The sequence below is a fragment of the Limnohabitans sp. G3-2 genome, from assembly GCF_002778275.1.
GTDB lineage: Bacteria > Pseudomonadota > Gammaproteobacteria > Burkholderiales > Burkholderiaceae_C > Limnohabitans_A.
In genome coordinates, this window is sequence record NZ_NESG01000005.1 from 193,701 (window position 1) to 210,116 (window position 16,416).

A 16,416-nucleotide genomic window follows, 5' to 3' on the forward strand; every position below is an offset into this window, starting at 1 on the left:
TCAGTCTTTCTTCACCGCGCCCGCAAAGGCATCGATGATGGCGCGGATCGGCGCTTGTTTGAGCTTGAGTGCGGCTTGGTTGACGACCAGACGCGAGCTGATGTCCATGATGCGCTCGACCTCCACCAAGTGGTTGGCCTTGAGCGTGTTGCCGGTCGACACCAGATCGACGATGGCGTCGGCCAGGCCCGTGAGTGGCGCCAGCTCCATGCTGCCATAGAGCTTGATCAGGTCCACGTGCACACCCTTGGTGGCAAAAAATTCGCGCGCAATCGCGGTGTATTTGGTGGCCACTTTCAGGCGGGCACCCGTGCGCACCAGCGCCGCGTAGTCGTCATCGGCCCGCACGGCCACGCTCATGCGGCATTTGGCGATGTTCAGGTCCAGCGGCTGGTACAGGCCTTGGCCGCCGTGCTCAATCAAGGTATCGAGGCCGGTCACGCCCAAGTCGGCACCGCCGTACTCCACATAGGTGGGCACATCGCTGGCACGCACCAACACCACGCGCACGTTGGGCTGGTTGGTGGGCAAGATCAACTTGCGCGATTTTTCGGGGTCTTCCAGCACCTCGATGCCCGCGGCTTGGAGCAGCGGCAGGGTTTCGTCAAAGATGCGTCCTTTGGACAGGGCCAGCGTGATCATTTCACTCTTTCAATGTCGGCCCCCAGGCCGCGCAGTTTCAGTTCCATGCGGTCATAGCCGCGGTCCAGGTGGTAAATGCGGTCAACCACGGTTTCGCCTTCGGCCACCAAGCCGGCAATCACCAAGCTGGCCGAAGCCCGCAAGTCCGTCGCCATGACCGTCGCACCCGAGAGCTTTTCAACGCCCTCGATCACCGACACTTTGCCGTCGATCTGGATGTGCGCACCCAGGCGCACCAGCTCGTTGACGTGCATGAAGCGGTTTTCAAAAATGGTTTCGGTGACCTTGCTGGCACCCTGCGCGATGCAGTTGAGCGCCATGAATTGCGCTTGCATGTCGGTCGGAAAGCCCGGGTACTCGGTGGTGCGAAAGCTCTGCGCCTTCAGGCGGCCATCGGCCTTGACGCGGATGAAGTCCACACCCGCTTCGATCGTGGCTCCGGCGTCGCGCAGCTTCTCGATCACAACCTCGAGGTGATCGGCGCGGCCATGGCGCAGGACCACGTCGCCGCCTGTCGCAGCCACAGCGCACAAGAAGGTGCCCGCTTCAATCCGGTCTGCCACCACTTGGTGCGCGCAACCGTGCAAACGCTCCACACCCTGAATGCGGATGCGGCGCGTGCCATGGCCTTCGATCTTGGCGCCCATTTTGATGAGCATCTCGGCCAGGTCTGGAATTTCAGGCTCCTGGGCCGCGTTTTCCAGCACCGTCTCGCCTTCGGCCAAGGCCGCGGCCATCATGAAGTTTTCAGTGCCAGTGACGGTGACCATGTCGGTGGTGATGCGTGCGCCTTTGAGGCGCGCGCGGCCCGCGGGCAAGCTGGCCAGCATGTAGCCATGGTCCACCGTGATGACAGCGCCCATGGCCTGCAGGCCTTTGATGTGCTGGTCAACCGGGCGCGAGCCAATGGCGCAGCCGCCTGGCAAAGACACCTTGGCATGGCCAAAGCGGGCCAGCAGGGGACCCAGTGCCAGAACCGAGGCGCGCATGGTTTTCACCAACTCGTAGGGCGCTTCGGGGTTGTTCAAAGCGCCCGCGTCCAAGGTGACGCGACCGTCTTCGTGGTGCTCGGCCGTCACGCCCATGTTGCGGATCAGCTTGAGCATGGTCGAGACGTCTTGCAGGCGCGGCACATTGGCCAGCGTCACAGGCTCGGCACTCAACAAAGCCGCGCACAGCTCGGGCAGGGCAGCGTTTTTGGCACCCGACACATCGAGCGTGCCTTGCAGGCGGTGGCCACCGCGAATTTTCAGTTTGTCCATGGGTCAGGTCGGTGCGTTGGGCCCGAAGGCCTTCGGTTCATTTCGCTTGTGCGGCCCATTCAGCGGGCGTGTAGGTTTTCATCGACAAGGCGTGCACCTCGTCGGTATGCATTTTTTGGCCCAGCGTGGCGTACACCCTTTGGTGGCGAGCGATGGGACGCATGCCGGCAAAGGCTTCGGACACGACCACGGCACTCCAGTGGCGGCCATCGCCCTCCACCGTGAGGTGGGTGCACGAAAGGCCTGCGGCGATGATGGCTTGGAGTTGCTCAGCGTTCATGGGGTTTCAGCTTCGGATTTTGTAGCCGATGCGCAAGAGGTGAAGGGTCAGGCCCGCGATGGCCGCCAAGGCGGTACCGACCACCGCCAAACTGATCCAGGGCGACACATCGCTTTGGCCAAAAAAGCCATACCGGAAGCCGTCGATCATGTAGAAAAACGGGTTCAAGTGGCTGAGTTTTTGCCAAAAGGGTGGCAGCGAATGAATGGAGTAAAAAACGCCCGACAAAAACGTCATGGGCATGATGATGAAATTCTGAAAGGCCGCCATTTGGTCGAACTTTTCGGCCCACAAACCGGCGATCACACCCAACGAGCCCATCATGGCAGCGCCCATGACGGCAAAAGCCAAAATCCACAGTGGATTGACAAAGGTGATGTTGACCATCCAGCCGGTGATGACAAACACGCCCAAGCCCACCGCCAGACCGCGCACCACCGAAGAACCCACATAGGCCACAAACCAGCTGCGGTGTGACAAGGGTGTGAGCAAAAGAAACACCAAGCTGCCCATGATCTTGCTTTGCACCAAGCTCGACGAACTGTTGGCAAACGCGTTTTGCAACACGCCCATCATCATCAAACCAGGCAGCAAAAACGAGGTGTAAGACACCTTGTCATAGACCTTGACATGGTCTTCCAGCACATGGCCAAAGATGAGCATGTACAGCACCGAGGTGAGCACGGGCGCGGCCACGGTCTGGAAAGCGACTTTCCAAAAACGCAGCACCTCTTTGTAGAGCAGGGTTTGCCAGCCCGTCATGCCAGCGCTCCCGATGCGGTTTGTTTGCGGTTCATGACTTCGAGGAAGACATCTTCCAGGTCAGCTTGGCGAATTTCCACGTCTTCCGCGACCAAGCCGGCGGTGCGGATGGTGGCGAGGTGTTTTTCAATCTCGACCGCGTTGTGCACGGGCAGCTGAACAATGCGGCCCGTGACGCGGGCGATGGCGGCCAGGGCAGGCGGCAAGTCGCCGTCGAGCTTGAAACGCAGCACTTGGCTGGTGGCCGAGCGCAGCAAATCGGAAGTGCGCTCCAGCGCCAGCAATTGGCCGCGCTTGAGCATGGCGATGCGGCCGCACAGGGCTTCGGCCTCTTCCAGGTAATGGGTGGTGAGCAAGACCGTATGGCCTTGCTTGTTGAGTTTGGCGATGAACTGCCACAAGGTCTGACGCAGCTCCACATCGACCCCGGCGGTGGGCTCGTCGAGCACGATGACCCGCGGTTTGTGCACGAGGGCTTGGGCCACCAGGACACGGCGTTTCATGCCGCCCGAGAGCTGGCGCATGTTGGATCCGGCCTTGTCGGCCAGGCCCAAACTGTCCAACAGCTCGTCGATCCATGCCTCGTTTTTCTTGACCCCGAAATAGCCCGACTGGATGCGCAGGGACTCACGCACCGTGAAAAATGGGTCAAAGACCAACTCTTGCGGCACCACCCCCAAAAGGCGTCGGGCGGCGGCGTAATCGGATTGCACATCGTGGCCATGGACCTGCACATGGCCCGTGCTGGGGCGCGTCAAACCCGCCAAAGTGCTGATCAGGGTGGTTTTGCCCGCGCCGTTGGGGCCCAAAAGACCAAAAAACTCGCCCTCTTGCACATCAAAGCTGACTTGGTCGAGTGCTTTGAATGCGGCTGTTCCCGCCTGGCGTGCAGGATAGGTTTTAGAGACGGATTGGAATGAGAGCGCAGGCATGTGAAGGGGGTATTTTAAGTGCTGGCCCACAGACCCTGCTGGTCAACCCGTGGATCCGGTCAAAAAGACCTGAAAACCCTGCATTCAGTGGGGCTCGAGCAGGTCCATCACCCCATAGAGGCCTGCCAATTCGCGCAAACGCGCTGACATGCCCGTCACTTGCAAAGCGCTGCCCCGCAACACCAACTCCCGCCGCAAGCCCAGCATGACAGCCAGCGCCGAAGAATCAAACTCGGTCAGCTCCGAAGCATCGAGGCCAACGGAGGGCGGCAAATGGCCCGGCAGTTGCGCCACCCACTGGGCCAAGCACGCATTGGCTTGGTCATGCAGCAGACGGTTGGGCAACTTCAAGGGCAACATGTCAAAGCGCCTCAAGCGGGTTTGGCGTTGGATTTGTTGCGCAGCGCCAAGCTGGCAATCAAGGCGTCGATGCCCCCGGCATTGATCTCTTTGGTGAACTGGGTGCGGTAATTCTCAACCAACCAGACGCCCAGAACATTCAAGTCAAAGATCATCCAGCCAGCACCTTCACCCGGGGTTTTCTCCAAGCGGTAATCCAGTTGGATCGGATCGCCCTTGCCGCGCACCTCGGTGTTGACCACCAGATTTTTGTCTTCTTGGCCTGCCCGCAGGGGTTTGACCACCACCACCTGGTCGCTGACTTGGCTGAGCGCGCCGGAATAGGTGCGCACCAACAAAATTTTGAACTCATCTTGCAGCCGTTTTTGCTGCTCCGGCGTGGCTTTGCGCCAAGCAGGGCCGGTGGCCAAAGAAGTCATGCGGCGAAAATTCACATGCGGCATCAGTTTGGCATCCACCAACTGGATGAGTTTGCTCATGTCCCCGCTGCGCAGTGATTTGTCCGCCTTGATGAGCTCCAAGGTGTCGTTGGTGATGCGCTTGATGAAGGCGTCCGGGGCCTCATCGGCAGCCCATGCAGGCGCCAAGGCAGACGCCAGGGCCAAGGCGGCAAGCTGCAGGCCGTGTCGGCGACTCAGGGACATCGGGATCGAAGTTTTCATGCCATCACTATAAGGTTTTACCACCAGCATCTTGTGAACAACTGTAACGTTCACCAGGGATGGCTTGAGGTCATCCATCAAGGCGCGTCAGACTCTGAATAATCAAATCGGGCAGGCGGATTGCCGTCGTGCACATCGTTTTCGCGTTTTTGCAAATACGCGTCGCGCACGAAGGAGTAAGGGTCAAGGGCTGCGGCCTTGATGACATCCAAAGACTCCAACAAACCCGAACGCACATCCAAGACACGGGTGGCTGTCAAAACTTGGCGCGTGGCCGGGTCGTTGAACTGCTGGGTCACATTGCCCTGCATGTCGACGGGGGTGGCCAAAGCGTCACGCAAAGTGGACGGTCCCAACACCGGCAGCACCACATACGGACCGGGCTTGACACCCCAGTAGCCCAGCGTCTGCCCAAAGTCTTCTTTGCGCTTTTCAAGCCGCATCTCTGTGGCCACATCCAGCACGCCACCCAGACCCAAGAAGGTATTGACCGAGATGCGCATGAAGGTCTCTGCCGTGGCCTGCAGTTTCAATTGCATGGCGGTATTGGCCAAGGTCCAAACATCGCCCAAATTCCCCACAAAATTGTGGATGCCCGTGCGCACGGGGCTCGGCAACACAGCGGTATAGGCCTTGGCGGCTGGTTGGATGGCGACGTTGTCCAACATTTCATTGAAGTTGTAGACACTTCGGTTCATGGGCTCCCAAGGGTCACGCACATCGGCATTTTTGACCGATGCGCACGCCTGCAACAGGAGCAGACCAGCGATCGCAAGGATTTTCCCGAATCGTGGGTTCCAGGTGTTCATGGCTGCGTGCTTCCTGCGGCAGGTTTTTCAGCCTGGCTGTAAAGAAATTGGCTGATCAGGTTTTCCAGAATCACCGCCGATTGGGTTGAGCCAATTTTGTCGCCCGCGACCAGATTTTTCTCATCCGCACCTGGCGACACGTCCAGGTATTGCTCGCCCAGCAAACCACTGGTCAAAATTTTCAGCGAACTGTCTTGCGGAAACGCCAAGCCGGTTTGCAAAGCCAAGGTCACCTTGGCTTGAAAGGACTCGCCGTCGAACTCGATTTTCTTGACGCGGCCCACCACCACGCCAGCACTCTTGACCGCTGCGCCAGGCTTGAGCCCACCGATGTTGTCAAACTTGGCGCTCACTTCGTAATCCTGGTTCAGGCTCCAGGTCAACAAATTGGCCGCCTTGAGCGCCAAAAAAAGCACCGCGACAGCCCCGAGCATCACAAACAAACCGACCCACACATCATTTTTTGAACTTTGCATGCCGTCCTCCTCAAACGCTGAACATCATGGCGGTGAGGATGAAATCCAGCCCCAGCACCGACAAAGAAGAAACCACCACGCTGCGCGTGGTGGCGCTGGCCACACCTTCTGGGGTGGGCTTGGCCACATAGCCCTGGAGCAAGGCGATGAAAGTCACAGCCACACCAAACACCACACTTTTGAGGATGCCGTTGCCCACGTCTTTGAACACATCGACCCCCCCCTGCATTTGGCTCCAAAAGGAGCCGGCGTCCACGCCAATGAGCAACACGCCGACCACGTAGCCACCGCATATGCCCACGGCACTGAACACGGCAGCCAGCAGGGGCAAGGCGAGGATCCCGCCCCAAAAACGGGGGGCCAAAATGCGTTGAACCGGGTCCACCGCCATCATCTCCAATGCGGTCAGTTGCTCGCCAGCCCGCATCAAGCCAATCTCGGCTGTGAGCGAAGCTCCTGCCCGCCCGGCAAAAAGCAAAGCGGCCACCACAGGGCCCAATTCTCGTACCAGAGTGAGCGCCACCAAAAGACCCAAGGCTTCTGCAGAGCCGTAACGCTGCAAGGTGTAGTAGCCCTGCAAACCCAATACAAAACCCACAAACAAGCCAGACACCACGATGATGGCCAGCGAATAATTGCCCAAGAAATGGATTTGGTCACGGACCAAGCCAAAACGTTTGAGCACAGCACCCGACATGCCCAAAAGCTTGAAAAACAAGCGGGCAGCAAAACCCCAATCGGCCAACATCTGGCGAGTGGCCGTGCCCAAAATCGTCAACCAGCGGATGATCATGAGGACCTCATCCCGTAGTCACTCAGCGCGGGAGGTGCCGGGTAATGGAAGGGCACAGGGCCATCGCTCAAGGCATGCACAAATTGGTGAATCAAGGGGTCGGTGCTGGCCCGCAGTTCAGCAGGTGAACCCTGGGCCGCCACACCGCCGTGCGCCAAAATCACCACGTGGTCCGCGATCTCGAAAGTCTCGGTCACATCGTGGGACACGACCACGCTGGTGATGCCCAAGCTGTCGTTCAATCGGCGGATCAAGCGGGCCGCAGTCCCCAATGAAATCGGATCGAGACCGGCAAAGGGCTCGTCGTACATGATCAGGTCCGGATCCAGGGCGATGGCGCGCGCCAGAGCCACACGGCGACTCATGCCACCCGAAATTTCTGAGGGCTTGAGGTCACGCGCGCCTCGCAAACCCACCGCATCGAGCTTCATCAGCACGATGTCACGGATCAGGTCTTCGGACAGATGGCTGTGCTCGCGCAGCGGGAATGCCACGTTGTCGAACACACTCATGTCGGTGAACAAGGCCCCAAACTGAAACAACATGCCCATGCGGCGCCGGGCAGCATACAGCTCGGTTTGGCGCATGGGGGTGATGTCCTGCCCATCAAACAACAATTGCCCTGCACTGGCGCGGATCTGCCCACCGATCAAACGCAAGACCGTGGTTTTGCCCCCACCCGACACCCCCATCAGGGCCGTGACTTGGCCACGCGGCACATTGAAGCTGAGGTTCTTCAAAATGACGCGGTCGCCGTACCCGAAACTCAGGTCACGCAATTCAACGAGTGGCGGTGGTGTGCTGGTGGTCATGAAAAAACAAAAGCCGGAAGGTCCGGCTCTTGTGGTTGGAGGGGGTTTTGGGCGGGCTGGCGAGCGCCCCAACATTCTAGGGATTTTACCTAGAACGAATGTTCCTCATCGCGGCAGGTCGCTGACCCCCATCAAGAACTCGTCCACAGCACGCGCGGCTTGACGGCCTTCGCGGATGGCCCAGACCACCAGCGACTGACCCCGGCGCATGTCGCCGGCGGCAAACACCTTGGCCACATTGGTGGCATAGCCGCCTGTGAAGTCGGTGCTGGCCTTGGCGTTGCCACGGGCGTCTTTGTCAATGCCAAAGGCGTCGAGCACCGTGGCGACCGGGTTGGTGAAACCCATGGCCAGGAGAACCAAGTCCGCTTTGTGCTGTTTTTCGGTGCCTGGCACTTCGACCATCTTGCCGTCTTTGAATTCGACTTGAACGGTGGTCAAACCCGTGACCTTGCCCTTGTCACCGGTGAAGGCTTTGGTGGAGATGGCGAACTCGCGCTGCAACAAGCCTTTTTCGGCGCTCTCGTCGTGGCTGGAGCTGGTGCGCAGCTTCATGGGCCAGTAAGGCCAGACCATCAACTTGTCTTCTTTTTCGGGTGGCTCGGGCATCACCTCGAACTGGGTCACGCTGACAGCGCCGTGGCGTGTGCTGGTGCCCACGCAGTCGCTGCCGGTGTCGCCACCGCCGATCACGATGACGTTTTTGCCGTCAGCGCGCAATTGGCCCTTGAGCTTGTCGCCCGCATTGACCTTGTTTTGCTGGGGCAAGAATTCCATCGCGAAGTGGATGCCCTCCAGGTCACGGCCTGGCACCGGCAGGTCACGCGACTGCTCGGAGCCGCCCGTGAGCAGCACGGCGTCAAAGTCTTTTTTCAGCTGCTCGGCGCTGATGGTTTCCTTGGCCCAGTTGGTGACCTTGGAGTCCTTGGGCCACTCGCCCACCAAGACGCTGGTGCGGATCGTCACGCCTTCGGCTTCGAGCTGCTGGACGCGGCGGTCGATGTGCGTCTTTTCCATCTTGAAGTCGGGAATGCCGTAGCGCAACAAACCACCCACGCGGTCGTTCTTCTCGAACAAGGTCACGTCGTGTCCAGCGCGCGCCAGCTGCTGGGCCGCGGCCAAGCCGGCCGGGCCTGCACCAATCACGGCCACTGTTTTGCCAGTTTTGACTTTGGCAGGACGGGGTGTGACCCAGCCTTCGGCCCAAGCGCGGTCGATGATGGCGTGCTCAATCGACTTGATGCCCACCGCATCGTCGTTGAAGTTCACCACACAAGCGGCTTCGCAAGGCGCGGGGCAGATGCGGCCCGTGAACTCGGGAAAGTTGTTGGTGCTGTGCAGCACCTCGATCGCGTTCTTCCAGTCGCCTTCAAACACCAGGTTGTTGAAGTCTGGAATGATGTTGTTGACCGGGCAACCGTTGTTGCAAAACGGCGTACCGCAGTCCATGCAGCGCGCGGCCTGGGTTTTGGATTGTTCTTCGGTCAAACCGATCACGAACTCACCGTAGTTCTTGAGGCGCTCGGAGACCGGCTTGTAGCCCTCTTCGATGCGCTCAAATTCCATGAAACCTGTGATTTTTCCCATGATGTTTCCTTAGCTTCTTGACGTGGGGCTCAGGCGGCCACAGGCTTGGCGGCCTTGGCCGCATTCGCCGCTTTGCGTGCATTGATCTCACCCAAGGCGCGTTTGTATTCGTTCGGGAAGACCTTCACGAACTTGGCCCGAGCCGTGGCCCAGTTGTCCAGCAACTCGCGGGCGCGCTGGCTGCCGGTCCACTTGTGGTGGTCTTCCAACAGCTTCTTCAGCTGCGCTTCGTCGGCTTGGTCGCGGTGCCAGACCTTGCGGTCCACTTGCGCTTCTTGCTCGGCGGCTGACAACACTTTTTCCATGCTGACCATGGCCGTGTTGCAACGCGACGCAAACTCACCGTCTTCGTCGTACACATAAGCGATGCCGCCGCTCATGCCGGCGCCGAAGTTGCGGCCGGTCTTGCCCAGCACCGCCACGGTGCCGCCGGTCATGTATTCGCAACCGTGGTCACCGGTGCCTTCGACCACGGCTGTGGCACCTGACAGACGCACCGCAAAACGCTCGCCGGCCACGCCAGCAAAGAAGGCCTCACCCGTGGTCGCGCCGTACATGACGGTGTTGCCCACAATGATATTTTGCGCCGCCACGCCACGGAACTCGAGGCTCGGACGCACCACCACACGGCCACCGGACAAACCTTTGCCGGTGTAGTCGTTGGCCTCGCCGATCAGGTACAGGGTGATGCCCTTGGCCAAGAAGGCGCCAAAGGACTGACCGCCTGTGCCTTCGAGCTGGATGCGCAAGGTGTCGTCTGGCAAGCCTTCAGGGTGCACTTTGGTGACCGCACCCGACAACATGGCACCGACCGAGCGGTTCACGTTGCGCGCGACTTCCATGAACTGCACTTTTTCGCCTTTGTCGATGGCGGCGCGGCTCTTGGCGATCAGCACGTTGTCAAGGGCTTTTTCGAGGCCGTGGTTCTGCGTGTCCACATGGCGCACAGCCACGGTGGATGCCACTTGGGGCACCGCCAGCAGGCGACCAAAGTCCAGGCCACGGGCTTTCCAGTGCGCCACACCGCTCTTCATGTCGAGCAGGTCAGCACGGCCCACCAGATCGTCGAACTTGGCAATGCCCAACTGGGCCATGATCTGACGCACCTCTTCGGCGATGAAGAAGAAGTAGTTCACGACATGCTCAGGCTTGCCGGTGAACTTCTTGCGCAGTGTGGGGTCTTGCGTGGCCACGCCCACCGGGCAGGTGTTCAGGTGGCACTTGCGCATCATGATGCAGCCTTCCACCACCAGCGGTGCGGTGGCAAAGCCGAACTCGTCTGCACCGAGCAAGGCGCCAATGGCCACGTCACGGCCGGTTTTCATCTGGCCATCGGCCTGCACGCGGATGCGACCGCGCAAACCGTTGAGCACCAGCGTTTGCTGGGTTTCGGCCAGACCGATTTCCCATGGGCTACCCGCATGCTTGACGGACGACCAAGGCGACGCGCCCGTGCCACCATCGTGGCCCGCGATCACCACGTGGTCGGCCTTGCACTTGGCCACACCGGCGGCGATGGTGCCCACACCGATTTCGGACACGAGCTTGACGCTGATGTCGCTGTGCGGCGCCACGTTCTTCAGGTCGTGGATCAGCTGCGCCAAGTCCTCGATCGAGTAGATGTCGTGGTGCGGTGGTGGCGAGATCAGGCCCACACCGGGCACCGAGTGGCGCAGCTTGCCGATGTAGTCGGACACCTTGCCACCGGGCAGCTGACCGCCTTCACCGGGCTTGGCACCTTGGGCCATCTTGATCTGGATTTGATCGGCGCTGGAGAGGTATTCGGCCGTCACACCAAAGCGGCCCGAAGCCACTTGTTTGATGCGCGAACGCAGGCTGTCACCCGCGGCCAAAGGCATGTCCACTTCGACGTTTTCTTCACCGATGACGCTCTTCAAGGAATCGCCCAACTTGATCGGGATGCCCTTGAGCTCGTTGCGGTAACGGTTGGCGTCTTCACCGCCTTCACCGGTGTTGCTCTTGCCGCCGATGCGGTTCATGGCCACAGCCAAAGTGGCGTGCGCTTCGGTGGAGATCGAGCCCAGCGACATCGCGCCGGTCGCAAAACGCTTGACGATCTCGGCAGCAGGCTCGACCTGCTCCAGCGGGATGGCTTTGGACGGGTCGATCTTGAACTCAAACAAACCGCGCAGCGTCATGTGGCGCTTGCTTTGGTCGTTGATGATCTGCGCGTATTCCTTGTAGGTGCTGAAGTTGTTGGCACGCGTGGAGTGCTGCAACTTGGCAATCGCGTCCGGGGTCCACATGTGCTCTTCGCCACGGGCACGCCAGGCGTATTCGCCGCCCGCGTCCAGCATGGTGGCCAGGATCGGATCGTCGCTGAAGGCGGCGGTGTGCATGCGGAAAGCTTCTTCGGCGATCTCAAACACACCGATGCCGCCCACGCGGCTGGCTGTGCCGGTGAAGTACTTGTTGATGGTCTCGCTGTTGATGCCGATGGCCTCGAACAACTGCGCGCCGCAGTAAGACATGTAGGTCGAGACGCCCATCTTGGACATGATCTTGGACAGGCCCTTGCCGATCGCCTTGATGTAGTTGTAGATGGCTTTCTCGGCGGACAAATCACCGGGCAGCTCTTTGTGCAGCGCGGCCAGGGTTTCCATCGCCAAGTAGGGGTGGACGGCTTCAGCGCCGTAACCGGCCAGCACAGCGAAGTGGTGCACTTCGCGGGCCGTGCCGGTCTCGACCACCAAGCCAGCGGTGGTGCGCAAGCCTGCGGTGACCAAGTGCTGGTGGATGGCGGACAGGGCCAGCAAGGCGGGCACCGCCACTTGGGTGGCGCTCACGCCACGGTCACTGATGATCAGGATGTTGTGACCGCCCTTGATGGCGTCCACGGCTTCGGCGCAGAGCGAGGCCAGCTTGGCCTCCACACCTTCGCGTCCCCACAGCGCGGGGTAGGTGATGTCCAACGTCGCGCTCTTGAACTTGCCCTTGGTCGCGCTGTCGATGTTGCGCAGCTTGGCCATGTCGGCGAAATCCAGAATCGGCTGGCTCACTTCCAGGCGCATGGGCGGGTTGACCTGGTTGATGTCCAGCAGGTTGGGCTTGGGGCCGATGAAGGACACCAGCGACATCACGATCGCTTCGCGGATCGGGTCAATCGGCGGGTTGGTCACTTGCGCGAACAGCTGCTTGAAGTAGTTGTAAAGCGGTTTGTTCTTGTCGGACAGCACGGCCAGTGGGCTGTCGTTGCCCATGGAGCCAATGGCCTCTTCACCGGCCGAGGCCATCGGGGCCAGCAAGAACTTGATGTCTTCTTGCGTGGTGCCAAAGGCTTGTTGCAGATCGAGCAAGGGCACATCAGAGGCTGGGGCCACGGGGGCCTCGGCCACATCGTCCAGCTTGATGCGCAGGTTCTCGATCCACTGTTTGTAGGGCTTGGCACTGGCCAAACCGGCTTTCAACTCTTCGTCGTTGATCATGCGGCCCTGTTCCAGATCGATCAGGAACATCTTGCCGGGCTGCAGACGCCACTTGCGCACGATCTTGCTCTCAGGGATCGGCAACACGCCGGTCTCGGAGCCCATGATGACCATGTCGTCGTCTGTGATGATGTAACGCGAGGGGCGCAGGCCGTTGCGGTCCAGCGTGGCGCCGATCTGGCGACCGTCGGTGAACACGATCGATGCGGGGCCATCCCATGGCTCGAGCATGGCGGCGTGGTACTCGTAGAAGGCCTTGCGGCGCTCGTCCATGGTGGTGTGCTGCTCCCAAGGCTCGGGGATCATCATCATCACGGCCTGGCTGATGGGGTAGCCCGCCATGGTCAGCAGTTCCAAGCAGTTGTCAAAGGTCGCGGTGTCGGACTGGCCGGCAAAGCTGATGGGGTAGAGCTTTTGCAGGTCGTTGGCCAACACGGGTGAAGACATCACGCCTTCGCGGGCCTTCATCCAGTTGTAGTTGCCCTTGACGGTGTTGATCTCGCCGTTGTGCGCCACGTAGCGGTAGGGGTGGGCCAATGGCCACTCAGGGAAGGTGTTGGTGGAAAAACGCTGGTGCACCAGACCCAAAGCCGAGACGCAGCGCTCGTCTTGCAGGTCCAGGTAATAGGTGCCCACTTGGTCGGCCAGCAGCAAGCCTTTGTAGACCGCGGTGCGGCTGGACATGCTGGGGATGTAGTACTCGTTGCTGTGCGTCAAGTTCAGGGCCTGGATCGCGGCGCTGGCGGTCTTGCGGATCACGTACAGCTTGCGCTCCAAAGCGTCTTGCACGATCACATCGGCGCCGCGCCCGATGAAGATCTGGCGCATGATGGGCTCTTTTTCGCGCACGGTGGGCGACATGGGCATGTCACGGTTCACCGGCACATCACGCCAGCCCAGCACCACCTGGCCTTCGGCCTTGACGGCACGCTCCAGCTCCTGCTCGCATGCCATGCGCGAGGCGTGCTCTTTGGGCAAAAACACCATGCCGACGCCGTATTCACCAAACGGGGGCAAAGCCACGCCTTGCTTGGCCATCTCGTCGCGGTACAGCGCATCGGGCAACTGAATCAAGATACCGGCACCGTCGCCCATGAGCGCGTCAGCCCCCACAGCACCCCGGTGGTCCAGGTTTTCCAGGATCTTGAGCGCCTGCGTCACGATGGCGTGCGTCTTGTGACCTTTGATGTGGGCCACAAAGCCGACACCACACGCATCGTGCTCGTTGGCAGGGTCATACAGACCGGTCGATTGGAAATGTTCTTTTGCACTGGCCGAAGTCATGGGCGCTCCTAAGGGTTTTCACGCAGACCGAAGAGTGTAGTGCACAGCAGCATCCATGCCAATCTTTTTAATTGGGGTCAGATCCCAATTAATTTAGCTTTTCCCCTGGCATTTATTTAATTGGGGACAGATTCAATCGGCGGTCTTTTTGGCCGGTCGCCCGGCCTTTCCCGGCAGCAGGCGCCGCTGGGTGGCTTGCTGCAAGCCTCCCAAGAAGTCGGCCGATCCCAAGGCCCAGCCCGACAAGGCGCTTTGGGTGAGTTGCTCCTTTTCGCGCTGGGCCAGGCCGGTTTGCACCAGCTCGGCATAAACCGCCTCACGGGCAAAGGGGGTGTTGCCCAAGCCCCAAAACAAGGCATGCGGCGTCACCCATTTGGCGCTCAACTGCCCAATACAGTGCCTGTGGCTGGACCATTTGAAGTCGGCAGCTTGTGCCACCATGCCCGCACGCACCGGATTCAGGTCGATGTAGACCATGCACGCCAAAAGATAGCGCTCACTCTCTATGAGGTTGCTGCGGTAGCGCCCTTCCCACAGCGTGCCGCTGCGGTGGTGGCGCACATTGAAGTAGCGCACATACGCCCGCCCCACCGCCTGCATCATCTGCGGCAGGCCCTCGTCTGTTTCGGGCGTGAGCAGCAAATGAAAGTGGTTGTCCATGATCACGTAGGCATGGATGGCCACCTTGAAGGTCTGCGCATGCTCTTGCCACAGCGCAAGCAAGCGCTCCCGGTCCGCATCGTCGCGCACGATGGCCTGGCGGTCATTGCCGCGCTGGATGACGTGGTGCGGGTAACCGGAAACGGTGAGACGGGGTTGGCGGGCCATGGGGACTTCCTGAACTGGACCCGCAGTTTAATTGGGATCTGACCCCAATTAGCTGATTCCAATCAAATACGAGCTCTCGCGTGACAGGCTGTTGGCGCGCGTGCCATTAAGCTTGGTACATGCACAAGACATCCCTTCGCATCGGCGCCGGAGCCGGCTATTCGGGTGACCGCATCCCCCCTGCCGTCGAGCTGGCCGACAAGGGGCAGCTCGACTATCTGGTGTTCGAGTGCCTGGCCGAGCGCACGATTGCCTTGGCGCAGCTGGAGCGGTCCAAAGACCCCGCTGCTGGCTTTGACCCGATGCTGGCAGCCCGCATGCGGGCCGTGCTGCCCGCCTGCCTTCGCCATGGCACACGCATCATCAGCAATATGGGCGCGGCCAACCCGCTGCAAGCCGGGCACGCGGTGCTGGCAGTGGCGCGTGAATTGGGTTTGCCGCAGCTCAAAGTGGCGGTGGTGCTGGGCGACGATGTGCTGGCCACCCTGACCCAAACCGGCTTGGCGCTGCCCGTGCTGGAAAGCACACAAACTTTGGCCGACTTGCAGCCCCAGCTGATTTCAGCCAATGCTTACCTTGGCGCAGAGGCCCTTGTGCCCGCGCTGCAGACCGACGCCCAAGTCATCATCACCGGCCGCGTGGCCGACCCGGCCCTGTTTTTGGCGCCCTTGATGCACCACTTTGGCTGGGCCGCTGACGACTGGCAACGGCTGGGCAAAGGGGTTCTGGTCGGACACCTGCTGGAATGCGCGGCGCAGATCACGGGCGGGTACTTTGCCGATCCGGGCTACAAGGATGTGCCCAACTTGGCCCAGCTGGGTTTCCCGTTGGCCGAAGTCAGCGCCTCGGGGGACGCCGTCATCACCAAAGTGGCGGGTTCTGGCGGTTGCGTGACGGTCGCCACCTGCACCGAACAACTTCTGTATGAAATCGAGAACCCCGCTCGCTACCTGCAGCCGGATGTGGTGGCGGATTTTTCGCAGGTGCAACTGACGCAACGGGGGCCGGACCGCGTTCAGGTCACCGGTGGCAACGGCCACCCACGCACCGAAACCCTCAAGGTCACGCTGGGTTACCGCGACGGCTTCATTGGCGAAGGCCAAATCAGTTATGCCGGGCCGGGCGCACAAGCGCGGGGCCAACTGGCGCTGGACGTGGTGCGCGAGCGCCTGGCCTTGGCAGCTTACGCCGACTATGAAAGCCGCTACGACCTGATCGGTGTGAACGCGATCTTCGGACCCAGCGCCTCAAGCGCTGACCGGGAAGAACCCACCGAAGTGCGCGCCCGCGTGGCCCTGCGCGTGCCCAGCTTGCAGCAGGCCCAGCATGTGGCGCACGAGGTCGAAGCGCTCTACACCAACGGCCCGGCCGGTGGGGGCGGCGCCACACGCGCGGTGCGTGAGGTGATTGCCGCTGCCGCCGTGCTCATGCCGCGCAGCGCTGTGCACACCACCACCGTGCTGCTCACACAGGACCCCTGA

The 16,416-nt window shown here is 60.7% G+C and carries 15 protein-coding genes; 1 reads left to right on the forward strand and 14 read right to left on the reverse strand.

Features of this window, described 5'->3' with window-relative positions:
- The 14 genes from hisG to B9Z31_RS09575 all read right to left on the reverse strand — a co-directional run bounded on the left by hisG (nucleotide 1) and on the right by B9Z31_RS09575 (nucleotide 14,935).
- Nucleotides 1-642, reverse strand: coding sequence for an ATP phosphoribosyltransferase (gene hisG / locus B9Z31_RS09510; RefSeq protein WP_100119323.1), 642 nt, complete (start codon nucleotides 640-642; stop codon nucleotides 1-3).
- Nucleotides 639-1,904, reverse strand: coding sequence for a UDP-N-acetylglucosamine 1-carboxyvinyltransferase (gene murA / locus B9Z31_RS09515; protein ID WP_100119324.1), 1,266 nt, complete (start codon nucleotides 1,902-1,904; stop codon nucleotides 639-641). The genes hisG and murA overlap by 4 nt, the downstream gene beginning before the upstream one ends.
- A 37-nt stretch (nucleotides 1,905-1,941) precedes the next feature.
- The gene (locus tag B9Z31_RS09520) at nucleotides 1,942-2,184 is read right to left on the reverse strand and encodes a BolA family protein (protein ID WP_100119325.1); all 243 of its coding nucleotides are present in this window, start codon (nucleotides 2,182-2,184) and stop codon (nucleotides 1,942-1,944) included.
- 6 nt (nucleotides 2,185-2,190) lie between these two features.
- Nucleotides 2,191-2,946: an ABC transporter permease gene (locus B9Z31_RS09525; RefSeq protein WP_100119326.1), complete on the reverse strand. Its 756-nt coding sequence runs from the start codon at nucleotides 2,944-2,946 to the stop codon at nucleotides 2,191-2,193.
- On the reverse strand, nucleotides 2,943-3,878 hold the full coding sequence (locus B9Z31_RS09530; RefSeq protein WP_100119327.1) for an ABC transporter ATP-binding protein: 936 nt from the start codon (nucleotides 3,876-3,878) through the stop codon (nucleotides 2,943-2,945). The genes B9Z31_RS09525 and B9Z31_RS09530 overlap by 4 nt, the downstream gene beginning before the upstream one ends.
- Nucleotides 3,879-3,962: 84 nt before the next feature.
- Complete coding sequence (locus tag B9Z31_RS09535) at nucleotides 3,963-4,238, reverse strand: lipid asymmetry maintenance protein MlaB (RefSeq protein WP_100119328.1); 276 nt, start codon at nucleotides 4,236-4,238, stop codon at nucleotides 3,963-3,965.
- A gap of 11 nt (nucleotides 4,239-4,249) precedes the next feature.
- Nucleotides 4,250-4,900: a phospholipid-binding protein MlaC gene (locus B9Z31_RS09540; RefSeq protein WP_233200876.1), complete on the reverse strand. Its 651-nt coding sequence runs from the start codon at nucleotides 4,898-4,900 to the stop codon at nucleotides 4,250-4,252.
- A gap of 77 nt (nucleotides 4,901-4,977) precedes the next feature.
- Nucleotides 4,978-5,709 (reverse strand): VacJ family lipoprotein, encoded by a 732-nt coding sequence (locus B9Z31_RS09545; RefSeq protein WP_100119330.1) that lies wholly within the window; start codon nucleotides 5,707-5,709, stop codon nucleotides 4,978-4,980.
- Nucleotides 5,706-6,185 carry an outer membrane lipid asymmetry maintenance protein MlaD gene (gene mlaD, locus B9Z31_RS09550; RefSeq protein WP_100119331.1) on the reverse strand — a complete coding sequence of 160 codons (480 nt, stop codon included), beginning with the start codon at nucleotides 6,183-6,185 and terminating at the stop codon, nucleotides 5,706-5,708. Before mlaD ends, B9Z31_RS09545 begins: the two co-directional genes overlap by 4 nt.
- Nucleotides 6,186-6,195: 10 nt before the next feature.
- On the reverse strand, nucleotides 6,196-6,978 hold the full coding sequence (gene mlaE / locus B9Z31_RS09555) for a lipid asymmetry maintenance ABC transporter permease subunit MlaE (RefSeq protein ID WP_100119332.1): 783 nt from the start codon (nucleotides 6,976-6,978) through the stop codon (nucleotides 6,196-6,198).
- Nucleotides 6,975-7,790 (reverse strand): ABC transporter ATP-binding protein, encoded by an 816-nt coding sequence (locus B9Z31_RS09560; protein ID WP_100119333.1) that lies wholly within the window; start codon nucleotides 7,788-7,790, stop codon nucleotides 6,975-6,977. Before B9Z31_RS09560 ends, mlaE begins: the two co-directional genes overlap by 4 nt.
- Before the next feature lie 105 nt (nucleotides 7,791-7,895).
- The gene (locus tag B9Z31_RS09565) at nucleotides 7,896-9,377 is read right to left on the reverse strand and encodes a glutamate synthase subunit beta (protein WP_100119334.1); all 1,482 of its coding nucleotides are present in this window, start codon (nucleotides 9,375-9,377) and stop codon (nucleotides 7,896-7,898) included.
- A 29-nt stretch (nucleotides 9,378-9,406) separates the two neighbouring features.
- A complete protein-coding gene (locus B9Z31_RS09570) occupies nucleotides 9,407-14,107 on the reverse strand; it encodes a glutamate synthase-related protein (protein ID WP_100119335.1) in 4,701 nt (1,566 codons plus the stop codon).
- A 132-nt stretch (nucleotides 14,108-14,239) separates the two neighbouring features.
- Nucleotides 14,240-14,935, reverse strand: a complete 696-nt coding sequence (locus B9Z31_RS09575) for a transposase (protein ID WP_100119336.1) — start codon at nucleotides 14,933-14,935, stop codon at nucleotides 14,240-14,242.
- A 119-nt stretch (nucleotides 14,936-15,054) separates the two neighbouring features.
- Between B9Z31_RS09575 and B9Z31_RS09580 the strand changes: the two genes are divergently transcribed.
- The gene (locus B9Z31_RS09580) at nucleotides 15,055-16,416 is read left to right on the forward strand and encodes an acyclic terpene utilization AtuA family protein (RefSeq protein ID WP_100119337.1); all 1,362 of its coding nucleotides are present in this window, start codon (nucleotides 15,055-15,057) and stop codon (nucleotides 16,414-16,416) included.

Bases quoted from the DNA above. Each gene is read 5' to 3' on its own strand.
- hisG (WP_100119323.1), bottom strand. From the start codon at position 642: ATGATCACGCTGGCCCTGTCCAAAGGACGCATCTTTGACGAAACCCTG.
- murA (WP_100119324.1), bottom strand. From the start codon at position 1,904: ATGGACAAACTGAAAATTCGCGGTGGCCACCGCCTGCAAGGCACGCTC.
- B9Z31_RS09520 (WP_100119325.1), bottom strand. From the start codon at position 2,184: ATGAACGCTGAGCAACTCCAAGCCATCATCGCCGCAGGCCTTTCGTGC.
- B9Z31_RS09525 (WP_100119326.1), bottom strand. From the start codon at position 2,946: ATGACGGGCTGGCAAACCCTGCTCTACAAAGAGGTGCTGCGTTTTTGG.
- B9Z31_RS09530 (WP_100119327.1), bottom strand. From the start codon at position 3,878: ATGCCTGCGCTCTCATTCCAATCCGTCTCTAAAACCTATCCTGCACGC.
- B9Z31_RS09535 (WP_100119328.1), bottom strand. From the start codon at position 4,238: ATGTTGCCCTTGAAGTTGCCCAACCGTCTGCTGCATGACCAAGCCAAT.
- B9Z31_RS09540 (WP_233200876.1), bottom strand. From the start codon at position 4,900: ATGAAAACTTCGATCCCGATGTCCCTGAGTCGCCGACACGGCCTGCAG.
- B9Z31_RS09545 (WP_100119330.1), bottom strand. From the start codon at position 5,709: ATGAACACCTGGAACCCACGATTCGGGAAAATCCTTGCGATCGCTGGT.
- mlaD (WP_100119331.1), bottom strand. From the start codon at position 6,185: ATGCAAAGTTCAAAAAATGATGTGTGGGTCGGTTTGTTTGTGATGCTC.
- mlaE (WP_100119332.1), bottom strand. From the start codon at position 6,978: ATGATCATCCGCTGGTTGACGATTTTGGGCACGGCCACTCGCCAGATG.
- B9Z31_RS09560 (WP_100119333.1), bottom strand. From the start codon at position 7,790: ATGACCACCAGCACACCACCGCCACTCGTTGAATTGCGTGACCTGAGT.
- B9Z31_RS09565 (WP_100119334.1), bottom strand. From the start codon at position 9,377: ATGGGAAAAATCACAGGTTTCATGGAATTTGAGCGCATCGAAGAGGGC.
- B9Z31_RS09570 (WP_100119335.1), bottom strand. From the start codon at position 14,107: ATGACTTCGGCCAGTGCAAAAGAACATTTCCAATCGACCGGTCTGTAT.
- B9Z31_RS09575 (WP_100119336.1), bottom strand. From the start codon at position 14,935: ATGGCCCGCCAACCCCGTCTCACCGTTTCCGGTTACCCGCACCACGTC.
- B9Z31_RS09580 (WP_100119337.1), top strand. From the start codon at position 15,055: ATGCACAAGACATCCCTTCGCATCGGCGCCGGAGCCGGCTATTCGGGT.